Source organism: Leptospira neocaledonica (assembly GCF_002812205.1).
GTDB classification, from domain to species: domain Bacteria; phylum Spirochaetota; class Leptospiria; order Leptospirales; family Leptospiraceae; genus Leptospira_B; species Leptospira_B neocaledonica.
Genome location: NZ_NPEA01000005.1, coordinates 211,523 through 233,044, shown reverse-complemented (window position 1 = coordinate 233,044; position 21,522 = coordinate 211,523). Strand labels below are relative to the sequence as shown.

The following is a 21,522-nucleotide window of genomic DNA, read 5'->3' as shown; positions in this document are numbered from 1 at the left end:
ATGTGTTCTGAAAATTATTTATAGTTCGCTGCCAATAATAAATTCCACGACCGGGAATACTACCGGCACAAGAACAAACCACCGAAAGAGAAATTAATGAAAAAAGAAGGAATCGGGTTAAATTCATCTATAATGTTCCCCCGCAAGATGAATGCATATAATTTCCAGCACTATAAGCAAGTCCAGCTCCCGGAACGAAACTTAAACCTAGTAAACTCGCTCCCGTGCTAGCCCAATCGCCGACTGCAATACTATGAGCAATCCCAATATAGCCAAAATATTCTATCGCCGATACGATATAAGTTTGAACTCCTGCTGACGCACCTACCCCAGTCACTCCTGGGGCCAACCAAGGCATCTGTGTTAACACAAATCCTCCTACCATAGCGCCAGCTTGACCTATTGCAGCATAACAAGCTGCTGTCCTCGCATTCCTCTCATCCCAATGTATATTATTGAAACTTGATTTGGAAAGCCCACCCGCTATATAAGCCTGAAGAGTAATGGGAGATAACGTAGCGCCTACAAGTGCTAATCCAACTCCTAACCCGGTATAAACGAGAATCGGTATGAGGGCACTTACAAGTAGAGCGGTTCCAACTGCCACAGCAACGGCCGCAATTACTAACGTTGATACAATTGCTAATGCACCCAAAGTAATAAGAAGTGCGGCTCCGGCCGCAGATGCTGCCAATCCAACAGCGAGAGCACCGACCGCAAGGCCGACAGCCGCCGCTACAACCGCGACTGTAGCGGCCAATGTAACTGCAGTTGCAGCAGCTACGGTCACCGCTCCGAGTGCGAGTATCCCTGCTCCGATCGCAAGTCCTATCCCTGTGAAAACTACCGCAGTTGCCACCACGGAAGCAACTGCTCCTATTCCTAAGGCGGTTCCGATCACGGCAACAGGATTAATTGCCATAGCAATTCCCCATCCGGCATCATTCCATCTTTGAGAACTCACATAAAATGCATTCTGAAAGAAGGTACTTAACGAAAGATTAAAGTTCAAAAATCCGAGCCCGTTCCTTTCTAGGAAACTACTCAAAATGCTGTTTCCGGTCGGGTCAGTATATTTGACCGGATTTCCTTCCGTATACATGTACAGATCCATTCCCATCGGCCGAGAGATATCCATGACCGAGTCTGCCTGCAAAAATCTTCCGATGACCGGATCATAATATCTAGCTTTGAAATAATAGAGACCTGTTTCCTTATCTTCTTCTTGTCCGTTGTATTTATAGCGGAACACATCAGGCCCAGAGGAATCGTTTCTTTGGATTTCCCCATACGGTTTATAAGAAATATGTGATGCTCCACCTTGGTCACCACCTGCAATCCTATTTCCATTACCATCTGTGGCCATAGTGATGGAACCCAAATGATCCGGATGAAGAAATAAAAACCCCCCTACCGGAAGTCCAACACCGGAACCTGGCCCTCCAGGTTCGTAAGGACTATCCACATTCGGAGTATTTGAATCGAATTGAGGGGGAACCAACCAAGGTGGATTTCCATTACCGTTCGGCATCAAAACGGAACAGTTGGAAAAAGAAATAATCAGTATTGGAGAAGTAAATTTTAAGACAGATCTCCAAATTCCTTCTCTAAGGGAAATGAGTCCGAATCCTAAACCTAGTAAGATTGTTATATATAAAAATCCTAAATTAGTTCCAGGCACTAAGAATAAATATTTAATCCCACGGATCGAATTATCTTTTGCTGTCCAAGCGAAAGTGTTCCAAGCAGTTTCTATTCCGGATATTCGAGAAGAAATGCTATCGATCTGATAACTTGCAAGTACTGCATCCGTTCTGGTCCATTGAGCGACCAAATCTCCCGAATTTCCTCGGAAGTATAATGTATGCTGCGGAGATTTTCCTGGAGAAATGGAAACTTCGTATAATCCACCCAGGCTGATTGTCTTACTGGAATCACTGGATTTTGTTTTTCGTATTCTTGTTCCTGAAAAATCATAATCAAATCGAATACTATCTTGGTCTTCGGTGTCGATTTCCTTTAATTTTTGAAATGGATCGTAACGAAAACCTTCTCGATTCTTAGAAATGATATTTCCGGAACTATCATAAGAATATTGGTAAGATTGATTTTGCCCCGTTACCTTGGTCACTGCATTCTTATGCGAAGGGTTTTCATAGGAGTAGAATAAGCTCCCTTTTTGGAGCAATTTTCCAGAGTCGGAATATCTATATTCTTCCGTTCCATAAACTCCGGAAGCTGATACTAATCTATTGACCGAATCGTATTGAAAGTTTTGAGATCTTACTGGGTTCTTTTTATCCAATATAGAAAGATAATTTCCGAACTGATCGTAATTGTATTCTACACTTTGGTAAATTTCGGCGTCTTTAACAGTGACAAATCTTTTAGGCCTACGATTTAATAAATCATAATATATATCGGTTCGTACGCCATTTCCCAGCTGTCTTTGGATCTTAAATTCTCCTTCCTCTAGGATCGGTCCTTTATATTGAACGATAGGGAAATCAGAGCCGCTTCCATCTCCCGGAGTTAAAGTTATCCCGGAAAGAAAGCCCGCTTCGGAATATAAGTTTTTTGCGATACTTCCATCCGGATAGATAGTCTCCTCTATTTGATTTTGAAGATTGTATTTTTTGCGAATTACAAATTCTAAGTCTTCTTCTGCGAGTTTTTTAATGATTAAGTTCTGGTTCCCTCTTAGATCGTATCCGAATTCGGTCGTCCCAAGTGAATCCGTAACCTTGGTTAATCTTCCGATCCCATTTTCTTTTTCAGGATCATCATATTCGTATGTGTAATTTACTGCCCCAGTTCCCGGAGAATTTCCTATGACTTGAGAAATTCTGCCCAAGCTATCGTAGGAATATTGGATGCTGGAACCGTTTTGGTATTTTTGTTTGGATAATTTTCCAGAGATAGGATCGTATTCATATTCTATCCTACCTGAATCCGGATGTGCAACCTTGGTCTTTCGTCCCGCAAAGTCAGTCTCGATGAACGTAGTCCCGTTTTCCGGATCTATAATTTCCGAAATTCTTCCTGCAGCGTCATAAGAATACCGCGTTGTCTTCCCTTGCTGGGTGGAAGAAATCACCTGGCCCAGGGCATTCTTCTCCTCAACGGTTTCTTTAATTAGATTTCCATTAAGAAGTTCCCTGGTTTTGGAGACCAAACCCTCAGTTTCAGATTCAATTACGGTTCCATCATTTCTTTCGCTTTTTGTCTGATTCCCTTCGGAGTCATAAGTAAAATCAGTCCAGGAGAAAGGATTCGACCCTTCCAGATACGGATCAATCTTCCTGATGATTTGCCCCTCCAGGTTCCTGCGAGTCTCCTCAACCAGAACATAACCGTTTACGAGGCTACTTCTTCTTTTCGAGATCTTGGTAATATTATTACTCAAATCTTCCTGCCAAGTCTCACCATTACTTCGGCGAAAGATTTTTCGGACAAGCTGATTCTCTAGATCTCCGGAGTTTTCATATTCAATTTTTTCGGACCAATCACTCTCCCCGGGCAGATAACTTTTTATCGCTCTCCCTTGAGAATCGTATTCCGTTCTGGAAATTCCCCCGTTTTCGTCTGTGCTGGATAATTCCAAACCAGTTGCAAAATTATAGGTTTTTAAAGTAACCGCCCCCAATCCATTGGTCATTTTGAGAGGGAATTTATTCACGATAGAATCGTATTCCACGGCGATCAAATTGCCGTTAGACTCTTTTACTAGATTTGGATTTCCATAAGAGTCGTAAGCTTGGATGGCCTCAGTCTTCCAAACGCCTGGACTCATCTCCTCTTTTACTGCAGAGACTTGAAAATTAGAATATTCTATTTTTCTGTGAGAGATAATCTCTCCATTCTTTAGAACTTGGATATCAATCGGTTTCCCTAAAACACCTTCGTTCCAATCATTCAGATAAGAAACTTTTTCGCTGGCAGTGGTCCCATTAATGCTAGTATCCTTACTTGCGATATTGCCGTAAGTATCATAAGTTTTCGTTACTGTAGAAGATTGGAATAACTGACCCGAACGATACACATTCTCCAGACTATTTGTTTCCTGAACCTGTATCCCTCCGTTAGAGGATAAAGATTTTTGGAAGTTTTTATAAGATTCAGAAATTTTAATCTCATTCCTAAATTTTGTCTGACTTGTAGGAATTCCAACGGCTTCTAAAAATGGAACATCGTATTTTGTTTCCGTAATGGAGTTCGAAACCGTATTCTTCTCTTCAACCTTCTGAAACCCTATATATCCTGAATTTCTAAACCCATCTCTATAAAATCTGGAGAAAAAATACTTGTATGAATTTTCTGCTAAGACCGTAGCCCCAACCTTTTGAGAAAGTTTAACGGTGAGAAAATCAGGAATTACTAAGGGAAGAATTTCAGGATGACTCGGATCATATAACCCCAGTCCGTTTACTGTTGGATGATTTTTAGAAAGGGAGTATTCCAGTTGAATAGCAATATTCCCTTCGGAAACATAAGAGCCATTTTCTATTTTAGTCAAAAGTCCAGCAGGAACCTCGGGACGAAATCTCAAAAGATGTAATTCTAAATTGGATTCATAAGGGAACTGGCGATAACCTATTGTATTCACAAATGGAATGCTAGAAGCCACAGAATACTGAAGAGGTTTTTTATCTCCATTCAGTCCTAAAAGTTCAGGTTTACCATCTCCGTTAATATCCAAGGGAAGAAGGTAACCTCCCGTCACCCAAGACTCGTCTCCATCTGCAGAATAAAACAGATTCCCATCCGAGCCAGTTTTGGAATAAGAAACGATCAATTTGGATTCGGAAGAATCATACCTTAGAAAGTCTGCTCTCCCATCTCCATTTAGATCGATGAACTCTTTTCTATTTCTCCAATTGAAATAAGCATTATCCGAAGAACTTCCGGACGGATTTGCAGCAGGAAGATAATTTTTTAAATCTATAGAAATTTCATAATATGTGATATTGGTAATATTAACCGAAAAATTCCGAACAATTATAGCTTGGGGCAAAGAATCTGCATCTTCGTTATCAGGCTCTTCAGTACTACTAACGTTTGCTCGGAGAATATCCGGAACCCCGTCTCCGTTTAAATCTTGGGCCAAATCTTGATTCCAATACAAAGGAAAACCGGGAAGATAATCGGACTTAGAAGTATCGTAAACCTCTACCGTAAAATACGGATTTGTAAGATCGGAATAATTATAAGTAACTCGATCTTTGATCCCATCTCCCGTAAGATCAATTTCCACATACGGTTGGTTAGAAGTAGAAGAACTCTGTTTTTGTTTAGACGCATACGCACCATTCACGTCTACCGTTTGGTAAGCACTACCTCCGTTCGTTCTAAACTTTCTTCCATCGAACGGATAATAGTGAATGGTCCCTTGGCTTGTAGCTCCGGAAAAAAATGCAAAATCCGGATATCCATCTCCATTCAGATCCGAAATGAATTGGTCGCCATCGTTACCGAACGAAGTTCTAGAAATTTCAGTTTCTTCTAATTCGATCAGGTTCCCATTCTTAAAATCGTAAAATGTTAAGATCAACTTTGGATCGGAAGTTCCGCTGATCCTAAGTAAATCAGGGATCCCATTTCTATCCATGTCTGCAAATAACTGAAAAGAATTTCCAGGATCCGTAATATTCAATAATTGTGATTTTTGGAAACCTGAACCTGTAGAAAGATAGATTTGGATTTTGGTGGAGGTTTTAGCCTGTAAAATATCGGTCTTACCGTCGCCATTTACATCCGCTAAAAAATGAAACGGTTTAGTTTGTTGTAAGTTTTCTGCAATCAGTTCAGAATATTCTACAGAGTCCAGATCTGGACCATAATATACAATCCCTTTGGCACCGTTCGACTTTAGGACCAGAAAATCGGTCTTTCCATCTCCATTAAAATCACCTGGAAATATTCTTCCTTCTGTGGTGACTCCGATTGGATTTCCTTTGGATTCTCCACTCACTGAAATAGGATCTAAGTTTTCCGTATCCCAAGAATTCAGTTTAGAAACTGAAAATCTTTGGCTGTCCATAGTCCCCAAAACGCGAACCATTTCCGGACTTCCATCCCCATCTAGATCCGCAGGGACTGCAAAAGACATTTCCACACCGTTGGTACAAATATCCTGATAATTCTGTATTCCGATTTGGCAAAGAGAAGGTGCAGTATAGTTACTAGCCACAATACAACCCCAATCTGCAGTACAGGCACAAAGTGCAGCAGTGGAATCACAAGCCGTTTTTACGCTCGGATCGGAGGCTCTATAAGAATTTTGGAATGTTTTTCCGGAGGATTTTACGTAATCAGCCTGATTCGATCTGCTGGAATAAGAAAATACGATCGGTTTATAATTTTGGCGATGAAAAGAAGAAAGAAATGTCTCCCCTTCTACGATATCATAATCGAACTCGTAAATTTCACTTATGTTCTCCGAACCTGACGAATCCTTTGCATATACTTCGATTTTTTCTAATCTTTTCTTCCGAGAAAGAGATTTAGTCAGTGAGAAAATTTTCTCTCCGAATCTTTCGGAACGATCTTCGTAGATAAAAAGTATCCGAGCATTTCCTCTGGCATATACGATCTCTTTAGGCAAAACATCTGCAGATTGCAAATTTTCAGAATCGTATAGTATATCGTAACCGTTCCCAAACCGATCTCTGACCTTATCCAAATAGAAAACGATAGGCGTTCCATCTGAATCCAATCTAGAATTGGCTCCGCTAGGAAAGTTTTTGCCATATTCACTGATGATCCCGCTTTTATCTCGAATTTTCCATGACGAGCCATCGAACTCTGTTTTAGAAAAACTTTCGAATTTAAATCTAAAGCCACCGTTGGAATCGGAAATCATCTCACCGAATTGCGAAGAAGTATACCCGTCGGAGGAAGTGTAGTGAACACCCAAATTTGGATTTTTAGAAATCTGAGGGAACCCAATCAAAGACCACCCCTTTCCTAAAATCCCAGAGCCGGCGCCAGAATATTGGAGGCTGATCGCAGGAATCACATCTCCAGCTCCCGGAGGAACCTGGATAGAAAGCGAAAAGCCCGGTTTACCATAAGAGTTTATACTAACCTCTGGAAATGGAAGAGGTATCTCAGTCTCTAATCCAAAGAATGTGGAAAAGAAAGAATAGATCGGGCGCAAGGGATTCCAGGCCAAGAGTAGAGTCGCACTACAGAGTATAAGAATTACATAATATCTTCCGGTCCTAAACATTAAGCTTGCCAAATCCTTTTTTATATTTCCGGAGTTTTGTTCCGGATCGGAATTAGCCGAGCTGTGAGCGGTTCACCTACAGGTGATTTTTATATCTGAGAGCACTAACGCGTTTAAAATTTTCAATGTCAAACACAAATATCCCAATTTAGGATATTAAAAACACAATATCCACATCCTTTTTTCAAATATCCTGAATTGGGATTCATGTAAATTGTTCATTTCTGAATTTGGAATCAATATTCCGCACGAATTCTTGAATTCAGGACAAAAAGAAGTGATTACTAAAGGAACATACAATATTTAAAATATACTAAATTGGGATATTTTATGGGAATTCAAAATAATTTTCTTTCTTTTTACTCGAAGAAGTCACATCCCATCCAAATAAGGACGATCTTTTTTTAGAAGCCTTCATCTGAAATGTATTTTATGTCTAAAAAATTAACTCTTGTCCTTTGCGGAATTTTCTTCCTGCCTTCTTATCTTTTTGCTTTCGAAATTTTGTTCAAGAATGGGGATGCATTCATTGCGGAGGAAGTTTCGGAGGAACCAGAATACATTCTTCTTGCCTGGAAGGAGAAAAAATACAAGATCCCGAGATCGGAACTCCAACGAATCGATCCCAGGAAGAAGGGACCGGATTCTTCCTATCGTTATTCTGAATTCAAACTAACTGATGGAACTCAACTAAAAGGTATCTTGGTAGAAAAAAAAGAAAACAAACTCATCCTGAAAACGGAACTGGGCTTTGCCGAGCTGGATAAAAGTAAAATTCTCTCTCAGAATTTCGATGAATTACCTTCGGAACCGCCTATCATCCCAGAACAATATTTATTAGAAACTTCTAAACTAAAAGAATGGAGAATAGGATTTTTCGGCTCCGGCTATTATTCCTGGGGTACATGGGGACAGGCATTCCCTATCACATACGGTGGAGGTGCCTTTGTAGAAAGAGATGCAAGCTCCAAATTTTGGTTCTATGGGGTTACTTCGGAAATATCTGCTGGGAAAGGAAAAAACGGAAATCTAAACGTATGGAGTCAGTCCGTTTATCTTGGAAAATATTATGGGAATTCCTCTCCGTATTGGTTGCTGGGAACCGGGTTCAGCAATTTAACTCGTTCCGGAGATGAAGAGAAAATTTCAACGATCAATCCGGACCTTATCTTTGAATTCGGCTGGAATTGGCAGACGGAATCCAGATCTTCTATACGGATAGGAATTCGTTCTCAATGTAGTATAGAAGAAGGTTCCAGCTTTTGCAGATCCGGCTTCCGGTTCTCATGGGGATTTGCCATATGAAAAGAATGTATTCCATTTTTATAATTCTTTTTCTATACCTTCCTTTTTGTTTTTGCACAGGCTCCGGCTTGTCTGAAATTTTAGGAGAAGAATCCGCAAGAGCAGAATTTGCATTTGTAGCAAAATTAGGTCCGAATTCCGCAATACTTTCATGGAATTGTTCGAAAATTTCTAAAGGAACCATGTTCACAAGCGATGGTATAATCCCGAGTGCCCTTCCCTCTAAAACTCATTTTTCAGAATGGAAACATCTGATTCCCAATACTTCATATAAAGTGATTTTAACCTGTGGCTCTCAAAAGATAGAAGAAGGTAGTATTGTAGAATTTACAACGTGGGTCTCGAACGATCCGCCTAAGACAAGAGGAATTTGGATCTTAGGTGGTATCGGCAATGACGGACTTCCGACGAAAGAAGTGGATCTATTCGATCCCGTCACGGATATATGGTATTCTTCCATTACTATTGTTCCGAGTCCTAGGATCTTCGCATCCATAGTACATCATAAAAACAAAATATATGTGATCGGCGGTATGGAGAATATTTCCGGAACTTATATTTCCTCCTCTAAGGTAGAAGTATATGATCCCTATGCGGATCTATGGGAGACAAAGGTTTCTTTGCCTTCCGGTTCTATTGGTGCAGTAGCAGGTTCTATAGGAGACGAGATCTATATTTTATCCGGTTCTAATTCGACGGATATGACAAACGGCCCCGTATTTAATACAATTCTAAAGTTCTATCCGGAACTTGGGGTAAACGGACAATGGGTCTCTTTTTCATCTGCCTCTACGATATTCAATAGAGTGGATATGTCCGGTTGCGCGATCAATGGAGTTATTTTTTATACGGGTGGCAGGACTTATAATACAGGAAGTGCAAACTCTAGCACGGATGGTTTTGCTGCTTCTGCCAATACTACTACTTCTTTTAGCGAGCCTAGCTTAGGAGAATCCAAACATGGTGCTGGAGGAGTTTGTATTTTACCTTCTTCCCAAGATCCTTTTCCTGCGGATGGTGTATATTTTGCCGTGATAGGAGGTTCGACCGGTTCAGGAAATGTATTTCAACCTGCGACTTTCATTATTCCTACAAATCGAACTGAGTTTTACCAATTGGGCTCATCTTCCTTTTCTTTAGGTCCAAGTCTTCCTGTCTCTCTTTATTTTCCTGCAGTTCAGCTTTCTTACGAAACTCGTAAAATTTTTTCCTTCGGCGGGGCTTCTTCTATTAATATTCCGGAAGATACTGTGTATTCCTTGGATTCGGGAAATCCATTGGGTTCTGCATGGACAACCCATACATTACCTATGCCAAGAAGAAGATACGCGCATAAAGCCATTCGGATCGATAGATGAGAACCGTGTTGTGGAGACCTTCAATTTTTAGAATATTCGTTCTTTGTATTCTATTCATCGTTCCTTTGTTCTTATATTCAGAAGAGGATCTAACGGAAAACAAATGGATCCAGGAAGGAAACATATTATTAGAATCTAAACAATTCGAAGAAGCTGAATCTTTAGCGAATTCTATTTTGGGATCGGATCCTTCCAACTCAAAGGCCGAATTTTTGCTAACTCAGGCCTGGATCGGAATGGGCAAAGAAGAAAGAAAAAAAGGAAATTTCCAAAAGGCAAAAGAATATTTAGAAAAAGCTTATAAAAAATGGCCTTTGAATGAAAGTATTCGAACGGAACTTACAGAATTGGAAAATTCTCCAATCCTACATAAAAAATCACCAATACAATATAAAGGTTCTTTTTTCGATTCAAATGTTTCCAATAAAAGTATGGAAAACTTAATCCTTAGTGTCGACCTTCTCCGCTTAGAAATTGAAAAACTAAAAACCGAATTGGAAACAGAAAGGAAAGAACACACCAAAGAGAACCGCTGGACCTGGATCTATCTATTTTTAGGCATACAAATCACAATTTTATTCTTGGTACTTCAGAAAATTAGAAAATTATAATATTTAAAAAATCACAAGAGTTATGAGTTGCAGAATACCACAAACAGCAAAAAAAATCTATGCGCTAAAAGCGACTCCTCTCTCCGCTGCAATCTCTCTGGCGGTTTTCCCGTCTTCGGTTTTGAGATCGGGATTTGCTCCCTTCTTCAAAAGTAATGAAACGATCTGCTCGTTTCCTTGTCTGGAAGCGGCGATATGAAGTGGAGAAAATCCCCCATCTTGCGTAAAATTAGGATCAGCACCATATTCTAAAAGTAATGCAACAGCATCTGCTCTCCATGAAGCGACCGCAGAATGTAATGCAGTATTGCCGATCGATAATTTACTTTTGGATTTAGCTTGGATGTCCGCACCCTTCTCCAATAAATACTGAATGATAGAAAGCCTACCGAAATGAGATGCCAAATGTAAAGGTGTCCAGCCGTCCGGACTATAAGAATGAACGAGACTCGAATTGGAATTTACAAGTTCTTTGACACGTTCTTCGTCTCCTAAAGCCGCCGCTTCGAATAGATTGAGTGGAATTCCTAAGGTAAGGTAAGAATTTACGATCTCTTCTTTTCCGTAATAGAGGGCAAATAGTACAGGAGTGATCCCTTCCGGATTTTGTTTGGAGGCTAGGTCCGGATTTTCTCTCAGAGAATAGATAACTTGGGCTTTATGACCGGCGGCGATCATTTGGAACATATCGGAACTCAAGGAATATGCCTCCGAAAAACAACGAAGGATCATCCATTCTTTTAGTACTTTGTCAATCCGGTTTCGACCGCTGGTCAAGAATTCTAATGGAATTATTCTTTGAGTTGAATTAAATCGAAAGGTTGGAGGTCCACGGAGATCGGAGCCGGAGTGAGAAGCCGATTATCTCTTGTGTCAAACATACTCACGCCCGGTTGAGTGAATTGGGTATTAGAAACGTAAAGAATCTCGTCATCCCCAAGCAAGATTGTGGTCAGGCTCGCATCATAAGAAGAAGGAATAAAAAGTAAACTCGCCAATTTCTTCCCCGTGCTTGGATTAAATACTTGTAATGTTTTATTAAAGGAAGCATCCAGAACGCTTGCATAACCCAATTGTTCGTTTTTGATCTGCACTCCGAGTATATCTCCGCCGGCCGCAGTTTCCGGAAATAAAAAGCCAGACCGGAAAGTCCGAGTAGAAAGTCGAAATGCCACGACTCCACCGTCAATCTGGCTCAAAAAACCCATTCTATTCGCGGCGGCAAAGACAATATGTGTTTCTCCGAAGAGATCCAGCATCTGGGGCTTGCCCACCGGATTCGGAACAGGAAATGTATAAGTGGAAATAATAGAATCCGTTACAGTATCTATTTCTAGAAGTAGCGAACCCCAAGGACCAGGAGGAAAATATCCGCTCGGGTCATTTCGATCCAATCTTTGTAATACTACAAAAAGACTCGTGCCCACCATCTGCATTCCGGACATTTCGGGAAGATTGTCCGGAATCGCACTCGGCTCGGAATAACCGCCCAAATCGATCTGGCCTAGGTTTGCTCCCGTTAAAGGATGAATAATCCTTAATATTCTAGAACCATAAAGTGATACATAGGCTTTGTTCTGCCCGACAATCGCAATATCCGCCGGATTGGTCCCGGAGCCCATGGACCATTCGGCCACCGTTTGGAACCCGAAATTCGGATCTAAAACTTGGATACTATCCCTATTTAAACGATTTAGAATATATACTTTATCGTTCCCGAATCTGGCCACTGCATCCGAATGGATAGGCGTCAGCCCAGGATAGGAAAGTAGAAGTTCCGGATTTAATACCTTAAACCTTCCCCCACTTGCAAAGTCTGTAGTAACAACTCCGATATTATTCGGAAGATTAGGAGTTAAGAATAAAGTATATAAAGGAGGCCTTTCTATATCTCCGCAGAAGTAAAAGAAGATAAACAAAGCCGGAAGAATAGAGGGAAATCTATATCTCACTAAAACCTCCCGCTTAAGGTGATAAACCAATTTCTTCCCGGAAGAGGATAGCCTACAATATCCTCCACTCTTTTATCTCCCATATTCCTAAGATCTATACTTAAGAGCAGTTCTTTGGGAGTTTTTTCCCCTTTTTTTGCAGGATCTTCTTCTTCCGGAGAAGAATACAGTACGAGTGTGAGATATGCATTCCAAATCTGTCGAGCAGGCTGGTAATTCACATACTCATTTGTCCTGTCTTTGAAGACCGCCCCTACATATACACCTTCGAAACCAAGCTCCCAGAATTTCCCTCTGTAAGCGACGGTTCCTGAAATTTCATGTTTCGGTCTAAGAGGAAGATATTTTCCGTTCAGATAAGGTGCAGGAGAAGTATTGATCGCTTCTTGGTATGTATAGTCTAATAAAAATTTCCAACCCTTGTATTCGGTCTTATGAGAGACTTCGGCTCCATCAATCCTCGCAGAGTCCACATTCTCCGGTCTCAAGGTGAACTGTGAATTCGGAATAAAAAGAATCATATCCTTGATCCTTTTCCTAAAGTAAGAAATCGTAATATTCGATTTAAATTCTCCGTTTTTATATTTTCCGGTAATACCAGCATCCGCGTTTTCACTTCTTTCAGGCTTGAGAGAATCGTTCGCGATGATTGTTCCGACTTCGCCGAAAAGTTCCAAAAAACTAGGAATCCTATATTGTCTAGCGATATTAGATTTGAATTCTAAAGAATAATTTTCTTTTTCCCAAAACCTCCAGAGAAGTCCCGTCTTAGGATTCGAAAATTCAGTAGTTTTAGTGGCAGAAGCAAATGGATCCTGTTTTCTGTACCAAGGCTCGTCAGATTGGAATTTATCTCTGTAAGAATCCCAAGAAACTCCCGGAGTCAAAACTAATTTACCATCAAAAAATCGGAACTCGTCCTCCACCTGAAAAGTAGTGTAAGTCCTAGTCTTTCCAGGCTCGTATTTTAGATCTATATTTTGAGGTGTACTTCTGGATCTTTCGAATGTTTCCCTTTCTATCCCCGCATGAAATTTTAAAATTTGATAATATTCTAATAAATAGAGTGTAGGAGTGATCTGGAATCCTGACTGTCCCATAAAAGCCGTAGAATTAGGTGTCCCCTTGGAGAATTCCGATTTAGGATCGAATAGATCGTCATTTGTAAACGAAGTGAAAGCCCTAGTTTCCAACCTCAATAACCCGTCGAACAAACCTTTTGTATCCGTTCCTAGAGAAGAAGTATTTCTGAGATATCTGCGATGAACTTGTTGGGTTTGGTTACTTGCAGGTCCAGGAATTCCATGAAATCTATAATTTAGATCATTCCAAAATTTGATTTTGGTAGCACCAATGTCTCCGCTGAGTCCAATCATGCCGGAAGTTCTTTCGTACTGAGCATTCCTTCTTCTATCAATCGTATCATCCAATGGATTGACGAGTAAGGTCCCATGATTATTTAAATAGGAAAAATTTTGGTCCGATTTTTCTCCCAATAAGAATACGCTCGTCCCGATCCCGCCATAAGTCCCGGTATGCGTTACGCTACTCTTCCCGGTATTAAAACTTCCCGCGCCTATATTAACACGAGTTTTAGGGGGGCCTCCTCCGGTTCTAGTAACTAAATTTACACTTCCTCCGATTGCGGATCCAGAAAATCCTACAGGTGCACCACTTCTATAAACTTCTATACTTTGTAGATTGTCGAAGGGAAGATCCGCGAGGTTTACTTCTCCTCCTTGGGCATTATTAAAAGGAACTCCGTCTATAAAGATCCTGGTTTGATTCGGATTCGTTCCTCGAAGTGAAAGAGTAGAATAAGAACCTAATCCTCCGTATCTTCTGATCCTGACACCAGCTTCTCTTTCTAAAACGTCCGGAAGGTTCGTATAACGTGCATTGTATTGGTCCAGATCGATGGAAGTCTGGAAACCAGTTGGGTTCTTTCTGAAATTTTCAGGTTGCGAGTTTGAGCTGGTCTTTCCCACCACTTTTACAGCGGAAGTTTCCGTCTTTTGGTTCTCTTGGGAAAATATTTGGACGGAAACTAAAAAGAGCCCTAGATGAAGGATCTTACCGAATCGTTTGGGTCTTTTGTTCATGAGGCCTTAACTCCCGAAAGCCAAAGTATTGAAAGCAGCTCTGATAGGTTTTCTGACTCACGCCCGGTTCGGACCCTTCCCGTCTTTCGACAGTGGTTTTGTCAGACCATTTTGGCGTTTACAGCTGCGGGTACAGCTCCGGATTTTCACCGGATTCCCTTTTCAGATCTACTTGCAAGACCAGGTTCCCAACCCAAGTCGGAGGGGCAATCTGAAAAAGGTTTGGCCGCCTCTTGCTTACGCAAGACCGGGCTGCTCCGGGCTCGGACATTCGTCCTCGTCCTTCGCTTACGCTTACGACGCTTCGCGCCCTTCACATCCCTGGCGGATTTTGTAAGTGAAAGACTCGCGTTGACATATCGCCTCTTCCCTTAGATTTTTTTCACGCAGAGGCGCAAAGACGCAGAGTAACGAAGACCCGTCCTGTAGGAGTTCCTACAGGAGGATTTTTCAAGAATAGAAAGAAATATTTTCTTGATGTAAGATAAAAACCGGAAAGGATTCACGAATTCGTGACCCAAAGGGAAATCCCTTCGGGTCTACCTACATAACAGGGAGCACCGAACTCGAATGAAACGAATTCCATCCTTAAGATTTCTTTTATTAGGAATCTTTCTTTTAACTACCTCATCCTTATCCGCGGCCGGAACGTATTCCGAAGGTTGGACGGTTGCAAAATTGATCCAATTTGAAAGCAGAGGGGTCATTTTCGAATCCTATGAAGGTCTTTTAGAAGTTTATACTATAACCGATTCCGAAACCTGCGATGAGCTGAAGGACGAATGTTATACTCCTACTAAACAAAAGATAGAATTCAGCGTTCGTCCTGAAAACGCGGATGTTGTGAACTTCTTAAGCAAAAATTTAAACCAAGAAATTTTAGTCCAATATAGAATCCACAGATTCGAACCTGTAGCATTGTCTTCCGATTACGAAGTCGTTGGAGCTCAACTACAAGAGAGGTCGCTTCCGAAAGGCCTTCCTGATAAAATCGTAAGCAAAACGAAAACAGGAGGAAAAAGAAATTTTTCCGTTACCGGCCGTATTCTAAGTTTAGAATATAAGGGAACCATGGTGGGAACCTGGGAAGGATTGTATCTGGATGAAACCAGAAATAAAGTTCATTCTTTCTCTGTGACCGACGAAGAAATCGCAACCTTCGCTACAAACACTCTCAAATTCGGACTTAGATATTTCTTGGGAGTTTCTGTGGCTTATGTAACAGGCTGGAGAGATTCTCATTATGATATTTATGAGATTAACTTCAAAGCCCCTGCTGGAGCATTAGAACCGGCTGGTAAGACCCAGTAATTCACATTAAGGTTTTATTAAGCAACAGGCCGGTGTGGGATTTCCTACATCGGCCTGTTTTATTTTAAGAATGTCTTCTTGAATCTATGTTGGAGCTCCTACGTAGATTCGAAACCGGCCCCCACCCCGATCTTGGGTGGAGGAGGTGGGTTAGTGGGAGAAGTCACTCCCCTATATCATAAAATCGTAAATTTTACAATAAAAATATGGGGTGAATTTGTTGGAGGTCCTACAGAAGAGGCTTAAGATTAAGGATGAAAACTTCCATCAGACTGGAACTTAGGTCCTTTGCTCGGGAAATCCGATTTAGTCAAAGATTGGATCAGCTCCGTAGTTTTTGCATCCGGATCCGGAGCAGGAATTCCATTCTGGCTTAACTGCAATGGATGGATCTTACCCTTGATAAAATTCCCTTGTTTGTCCAAATCAGCTTCCAACACCAAAGAGTAACCTCCGTATCCTTTCGTGGAAAAAACTCTATATCCTAAAAAGTTCCCTAAAGAATAAGCGATCAGTTTTCCTTTATATAATTCGAATGCCCTAGGCAAATGAGGACCATGACCTATAAATAAGTCTGCGCCCGCATCAATCAATGCATGAGAAAGTGCGACCAGGTTTCCTCTATATTCTCCGTAAAACCTTTCCTGCTCATTTTTTACGTGCAACGCAGGTCCACCTTCTGCTCCTCCATGAACGGAGATAAAAACCAATTGTGCTTTTTTCTTGGCCTCTTTTACGAGAGCTACACCTTCTTCGATCTGATTTACATAGTTATGTGCACTTTCCATATGACTGAATCCGATCCAAGCCACGGAAATTCCTTTTACATTCATATAAGTAATCGCGCCTTTTTTTCCGGTAAATCTAACTCCTGCTTCGGAAAGATTTTTAGCGGTGTCTTCGAAACCTTGCTGGTGAAAATCCAAACTATGGTTATTGGCGATAGAAACTATATCGAATCCAACATCCTTTAGGATTTTTGCATATGATGGAGGAGTCCTGAAAGCAAAGATAAGAGGGCGATTTATATTCTTAGCACAATGCGGATAATCAGTTAGAGTGCTTTCAAAATTTGCGAATAGTATATCTGCTCCTCTCAAACTCGGTTCCACCTGAGAGAACAAAGTGTTCTTAGGATCAGCAGGAAGTTTATTCTCCGGATAATTGGTTCCCATGACCAAATCTCCGACCGCTTTGATCTTCAAAGTTTCCGGTTCTACGGAATCAATCGGCTGACATTGGGAAAATAAAAGAGAGAGTCCCAAAAGAAAGGACAATGCAAGTATTCTATACATAGGGGAAGGATTTTAGAAACCCTATCCCTGGCAAAGCGGTTTTTCTAAGATAAAGTCCCTTAGTTACCTACAACGACATTATTTATCTGGATCAATAATGGGAGAAATCCTGCATCAGCACCTACAGTTAGACCGGAAGCCTGCGAAGTCACTTCGCCGCTCACTGAATAACGTACAATACAAGATCCGGAATTGGTGGTGCTAAAATTCAAATTGTTTACCGGACTATACGGAGGACTAAAAGTAAAAGGCCAAAAATTTGGAAAAGTACCAGAAGGACAGGAAGATACGTCTATATCAAAGCCTACTGTCACATCATTACTCGTCCAATCAGAAGGAACCGATCTAAGACTTACCTGGTATGTTGCAGTTGCCCCCGCTGTTACTGTCAATGCGATCGGAGTAAAAACGAGTAATGAATTGCCTCCGCCTACTAAGGAAAGCAAAGCCGCAGCTTGTTTTTCCGGATCTTTTTTATCTTCCTCCGAAAGACCCAAGAATTCTTTACCTACATCCGTTCCTGTAAGCACAAGCCCACAACTTACGTTATGGACAATGAGCATAAGAAAGATAATGCTCGTTATTAATTTATTTCTTAGGCAAAGAGAAGTTCGCATTCATACGTTTAACAACGAATTAATCGAAAAAGCAAGCTTTAAAATTGAACTAAAGTCTCCATTTTATGTCGGAAAACTCTTTATATCGCCGATCCTTATAGTATGCAATCTATTCCTTGCAATACATGTTCTAATTCCAAATTCACCCCACTCTTCTCCAAGGCAAGTCCCAAAGGAGAGATCTTCCAAATAGTAGAATGCGATAATTGTAAATTAGTTCAGGTCAACCCTCAACCGAGCCTAGAAGAAGTTTCCAAGTATTATGAAGATTCCTACTTCACTCAAAGGACTGACAGAGGTTACGATAATTATTATTCCGAAGAAACCAAAAAAGAAATCGCAAGAGTATTCAATCTGAATCTGAAAGATTTAGGTTTCTTCGATTGGGAAAGATTATTAGGTTCGGAAAAGTCCGCTTTAGATGTGGGTTGTGCAGCAGGTTATTTTTTAGATTATCTAAAGAGTAGAAATTGGAAGACCAAAGGATTGGATATAGCAAGCGGACCTGTACGTTTTGCAAAAGAAAGCCTAGGTTTAGATGTGGAGCAAAAAGATTTTCTAACTTGGGATTTAGAAGGAACAGAAAAATTCGATCTTGTTACTCTTTGGGCGAGTATAGAACATCTGCATCATCCAAAAGAAACACTTCAGAAAATCCTAAAACATTTAAAACCGGGTGGAAGAATGATCCTTTCTACTTGCAGATATGGAGTTCTTGCAAAATACCTGGGACCTAAATGGAGATATCTAAACGTTCCGGAACATCTTTATTATTATAGTTTGTCTGGTATTATTTCTTTAGGAAATGAATTAGGTTATATACCATTGGGACATATCTCCTATGGAAGTGGGCTCACGGCTAAAAAAGGATCTGGGATCTTTTATAAAACTTCCAAAAAGGTAGCAGACTGGGCGGTTAAAAAGTTCGACCAGGGAGATATGATGGCAGTTTGTTTCGGAGTGGTTAAGTAAATCCTAAGTCAAATTCTCTTTGGAATTTTTTCAGACTTGGTTAAGGTGTAATAGTCACAGATATATCGCCAAGTGATGTCCCGACCAAAGAAGTCGCAGATTCCGGGGCAGAAGTTACCGTATGTAAAATTTTCCCACTTCCGGTTTTTCCGCAGGAGAATGTAATAGTGGAAGAAACTCTAGGATACTGCTGATCACTTACAAAACTAAATGTACCCGGAGACGGATCTAAACAAGCCACATCTTCAGAAACCCATTCGATAATTAAATCAATTTGGCCGGAATCCGAAGTAGGCCATTTAGGAACGGTAATAGTATAGTTAACGCTACCAGAAGTAGAAATGATCTGGCTGCTGCCGATAGAAAAATTTATTAAACCGCTGCCTCCAAAACTAAGTCCTAACGCAGCCAAAATAGGATCGTTATTATTCTCCTGGGACGCCTTGGCCGCCTCTTCAGATTGATAACCTAAGGCCAAACCACAATCCAAAACCGAAATCGCAAAGATAAATATTACAAATTTATAAAATACAGAATTGGCTAAAAAACGATAAGGTGACATCGGAAAATTCCCTTCATCCGTATGATAAGCGAAAATCCTACCTATACACAAGTAGGATTTTTATAATAAGTAAATTTATTGACTGAAAATCAGAAGTCGCATCCCCCAAAGGAGGGATGCGCATGAAGATTAGTGTTTTTCTTTTCCTGTCTCTTTTCCAGGTTCTTTAGTTGAAGGAGCGTCCTTTACCTTGATAATCTTAGTGGCAAAAATTACCTTATACACTTCCTTTTTCAAAAGAGTAAACTCGTGCTTTTGGCCATTCGAATCCTCGGTTTCCAGTTTGAGGGAATCTACATCTTGGCCCACTACTCTGGCTTCGGTTGTTTTACCGGTTCTCAGGATGATCATGCTATAATTTTTACCTGCATGTTCCGCCGGACTTGTCTTATCTAAATACTTACGTAGAGCATCTTCCAATTCTCTTTCGGTTTTGGAGAAGAACTCAGTATGAGCCTTTGTCCTCTCTTCCTCAAAGAATTTTTCGTATTGGTCTCTATGAACGAATCTTGTACCAAGATCGCATTCGGTAACCGTAACTTTATAAAATACTACAGTAGTGAAAAAACCCGTAAGCACGTTCAGCGTCGCTTGCCAACCATTCACTGAATGCTCTGCGAAGTAGACCTTGCCTTCTTTCTTTTCTATCTCAATATCCCTCGAACCAGGGATACGCCAGAGACCGTAAAAAGCGAACCAACGATTATAATGTACTAGTTCTTCGCAAGGTTTACTTCCTGATTCTAGGCCTAGTTTATCTTCTCCTGTGAATTCTATCCTTTTATCTAAAGTACAGTTTTGGAGAAGTAATACGATTACACCAATTAGGGTAATCATTTTGCAAAAATTCGAATATCGTCTACTTGGAAGCATACGACATGTTCAAAATGCTATAATAACGTAATCAAATCTATTTTAATTCTTTATGATTTTTTTTGGGGAAAGTGTAGAAGTTTTTCTAATCTTCGGATCCGCAGTTATAGCCACGGGCCATAAAGCCTTCTTCTGGGGTTTGTCCTTAAACAACCTTACGAAAAAGTAAAATGGTACGGCGATTGCCAGGAATAGAAAAAGATATCTAGGAAGAGTGGATTCTAGAATGGATTCACGTATTAAACCTAAGGCACGGCCCTCGTTCTCTGGGATCTTATTCCGATAATTAGAGCCGTATTCATACGCATATACTTTCAATTTCAGGCCTCTCCAAGCCTTTTCGATCGGATTTAATCTATTCTCAAATGCTGACTCCGAGCTAACCCGATCTATCTTTAACACGCTCCCAAGCATTGCGCTTATCAAAAAGAAGCAAAATGGAATTCCCACCAAAAGTAGGAACAAAGGAGAAGAGGATCTATTATTAGAAGGGGCCTTCTTCAATTGTTTTTTAGTCTTTGGTTTTATAGAATTCATGGCTTAAAACTTTGACTGCGTGGACACAAGCTTCCTCTATTAGTATCGAACGAAAGTCCTTGCTTTTCCAAGGAGTTTTTTTAAGGTTCTAAAGAATTGCAAACATGCGACATATTCGTTTCCTTCTTCTTATCTTATTAACCTCCTGCACCACTGTGGGATTTCACAGATCCTCTGTGCGGGAGACCTACGAATACGGAAAAATGAAAACGATCAGAGTATGCGTATGGAAGGACGAAAACGTTTCAACGGAAAGAATGGACTATCTATTCAATTCTTGGAATGAAGAATTGATTCTATACAATCTCCAAGCGAAAGTTTCCCAAGTAAAAGATTGGAAAAGGCCTGGCTGGACAGGCAAAGCGATCATGGAAGAACTTTATAAAGCGGAATTGCCCGACGGTTGTGATCGGATTTTGGCTTTGGCAGGAGTTAGACTTTCCGACATCGCATATGAATTCGCTTCTTATATTTTAGCTTTATTCTTCATCCCCACTTTTGAAGTTTTAGGAGCAGTGGACAGTCCTACAGGAACCAGAGGATTTGTTTTAGCTCATACTGCTTCTCTTGGACATTTACTCGTGGGCGGGGCCTCCAATACTATAGTTCACGAAGGATATCATTTATTAGGGTGTGGACATGCATTCTATCTTTCGGAATGTTACGGTCAGATCCGAGATCTAAAGACAACGTCCGAAATTGCAGGAGATTCTTTTTTCCCAGCGACGTATTCTGGAGGAGGGTTTATCACTTCCAGAAGGGAATTGAATTATTTCTTTTTGGGACGTTAGGTTTG

15 protein-coding genes and 1 riboswitch are annotated in these 21,522 nt (G+C 40.7%); of the genes, 6 read left to right on the top strand and 9 right to left on the bottom strand.

Features of this window, described 5'->3' with window-relative positions:
* Positions 1-127: 127 nt before the first annotated feature.
* A complete protein-coding gene (locus CH365_RS10275; protein WP_244283113.1) occupies positions 128-7,243 on the bottom strand; it encodes an RHS repeat-associated core domain-containing protein in 7,116 nt (2,371 codons plus the stop codon).
* 420 nt (positions 7,244-7,663) lie between these two features.
* Between CH365_RS10275 and CH365_RS10270 the strand changes: the two genes are divergently transcribed.
* The 3 genes from CH365_RS10270 to CH365_RS10260 are packed head-to-tail and all read left to right on the top strand — an operon-like array spanning position 7,664 to position 10,505.
* Positions 7,664-8,536: an LA_3334 family protein gene (locus tag CH365_RS10270; protein ID WP_100768481.1), complete on the top strand. Its 873-nt coding sequence runs from the start codon at positions 7,664-7,666 to the stop codon at positions 8,534-8,536.
* Positions 8,533-9,894 carry a Kelch repeat-containing protein gene (locus CH365_RS10265; protein ID WP_100768480.1) on the top strand — a complete coding sequence of 454 codons (1,362 nt, stop codon included), beginning with the start codon at positions 8,533-8,535 and terminating at the stop codon, positions 9,892-9,894. The genes CH365_RS10270 and CH365_RS10265 overlap by 4 nt, the downstream gene beginning before the upstream one ends.
* On the top strand, positions 9,891-10,505 hold the full coding sequence (locus CH365_RS10260) for a tetratricopeptide repeat protein (RefSeq protein WP_100768479.1): 615 nt from the start codon (positions 9,891-9,893) through the stop codon (positions 10,503-10,505). The genes CH365_RS10265 and CH365_RS10260 overlap by 4 nt, the downstream gene beginning before the upstream one ends.
* Positions 10,506-10,562: 57 nt before the next feature.
* Here the strand turns inward: CH365_RS10260 and CH365_RS10255 are convergent, their stop codons facing one another.
* From CH365_RS10255 to CH365_RS10245, 3 genes are read right to left on the bottom strand one after another with little or no spacing between them, the layout of a single operon-like run.
* Entirely contained in the window at positions 10,563-11,237 is a 675-nt protein-coding gene (locus tag CH365_RS10255; protein WP_208861195.1) for an ankyrin repeat domain-containing protein, read from the bottom strand.
* A gap of 59 nt (positions 11,238-11,296) precedes the next feature.
* Entirely contained in the window at positions 11,297-12,457 is a 1,161-nt protein-coding gene (locus tag CH365_RS10250) for a YncE family protein (RefSeq protein WP_100768478.1), read from the bottom strand.
* The gene (locus tag CH365_RS10245) at positions 12,457-14,559 is read right to left on the bottom strand and encodes a TonB-dependent receptor plug domain-containing protein (protein ID WP_100768477.1); all 2,103 of its coding nucleotides are present in this window, start codon (positions 14,557-14,559) and stop codon (positions 12,457-12,459) included. Before CH365_RS10245 ends, CH365_RS10250 begins: the two co-directional genes overlap by 1 nt.
* A gap of 25 nt (positions 14,560-14,584) precedes the next feature.
* Positions 14,585-14,754: riboswitch (cobalamin riboswitch) on the bottom strand.
* A 375-nt stretch (positions 14,755-15,129) separates the two neighbouring features.
* Here CH365_RS10245 and lsa26 point away from each other — a divergent pair.
* Positions 15,130-15,870: a surface adhesion protein Lsa26 gene (gene lsa26, locus CH365_RS10240; protein ID WP_100768476.1), complete on the top strand. Its 741-nt coding sequence runs from the start codon at positions 15,130-15,132 to the stop codon at positions 15,868-15,870.
* A 248-nt stretch (positions 15,871-16,118) separates the two neighbouring features.
* On the opposite strand, the gene CH365_RS10235 is transcribed toward lsa26, so the two are convergent.
* Complete coding sequence (locus tag CH365_RS10235; protein WP_165782593.1) at positions 16,119-17,165, bottom strand: CapA family protein; 1,047 nt, start codon at positions 17,163-17,165, stop codon at positions 16,119-16,121.
* 59 nt (positions 17,166-17,224) lie between these two features.
* Entirely contained in the window at positions 17,225-17,728 is a 504-nt protein-coding gene (locus CH365_RS10230; RefSeq protein WP_100768475.1) for a hypothetical protein, read from the bottom strand.
* A 156-nt stretch (positions 17,729-17,884) separates the two neighbouring features.
* Here CH365_RS10230 and CH365_RS10225 point away from each other — a divergent pair, with 156 nt between their 5' ends.
* Positions 17,885-18,754, top strand: a complete 870-nt coding sequence (locus tag CH365_RS10225) for a class I SAM-dependent methyltransferase (protein ID WP_100768474.1) — start codon at positions 17,885-17,887, stop codon at positions 18,752-18,754.
* Between the two features lie 40 nt (positions 18,755-18,794).
* On the opposite strand, the gene CH365_RS10220 is transcribed toward CH365_RS10225, so the two are convergent.
* From CH365_RS10220 to CH365_RS10210, 3 genes are all read right to left on the bottom strand, one after another.
* Entirely contained in the window at positions 18,795-19,316 is a 522-nt protein-coding gene (locus tag CH365_RS10220; RefSeq protein WP_100768473.1) for a hypothetical protein, read from the bottom strand.
* Positions 19,317-19,445: 129 nt separating this feature from the next.
* Positions 19,446-20,153, bottom strand: a complete 708-nt coding sequence (locus CH365_RS10215) for an LIC_13076 family protein (protein WP_425268547.1) — start codon at positions 20,151-20,153, stop codon at positions 19,446-19,448.
* 78 nt (positions 20,154-20,231) lie between these two features.
* Positions 20,232-20,726: a hypothetical protein gene (locus CH365_RS10210; RefSeq protein ID WP_100768471.1), complete on the bottom strand. Its 495-nt coding sequence runs from the start codon at positions 20,724-20,726 to the stop codon at positions 20,232-20,234.
* Between the two features lie 203 nt (positions 20,727-20,929).
* On the opposite strand from CH365_RS10210, the gene CH365_RS10205 reads away from it, so the two are divergent.
* A complete protein-coding gene (locus CH365_RS10205) occupies positions 20,930-21,517 on the top strand; it encodes a hypothetical protein (RefSeq protein WP_244283108.1) in 588 nt (195 codons plus the stop codon).
* Positions 21,518-21,522 lie beyond the last annotated feature (5 nt).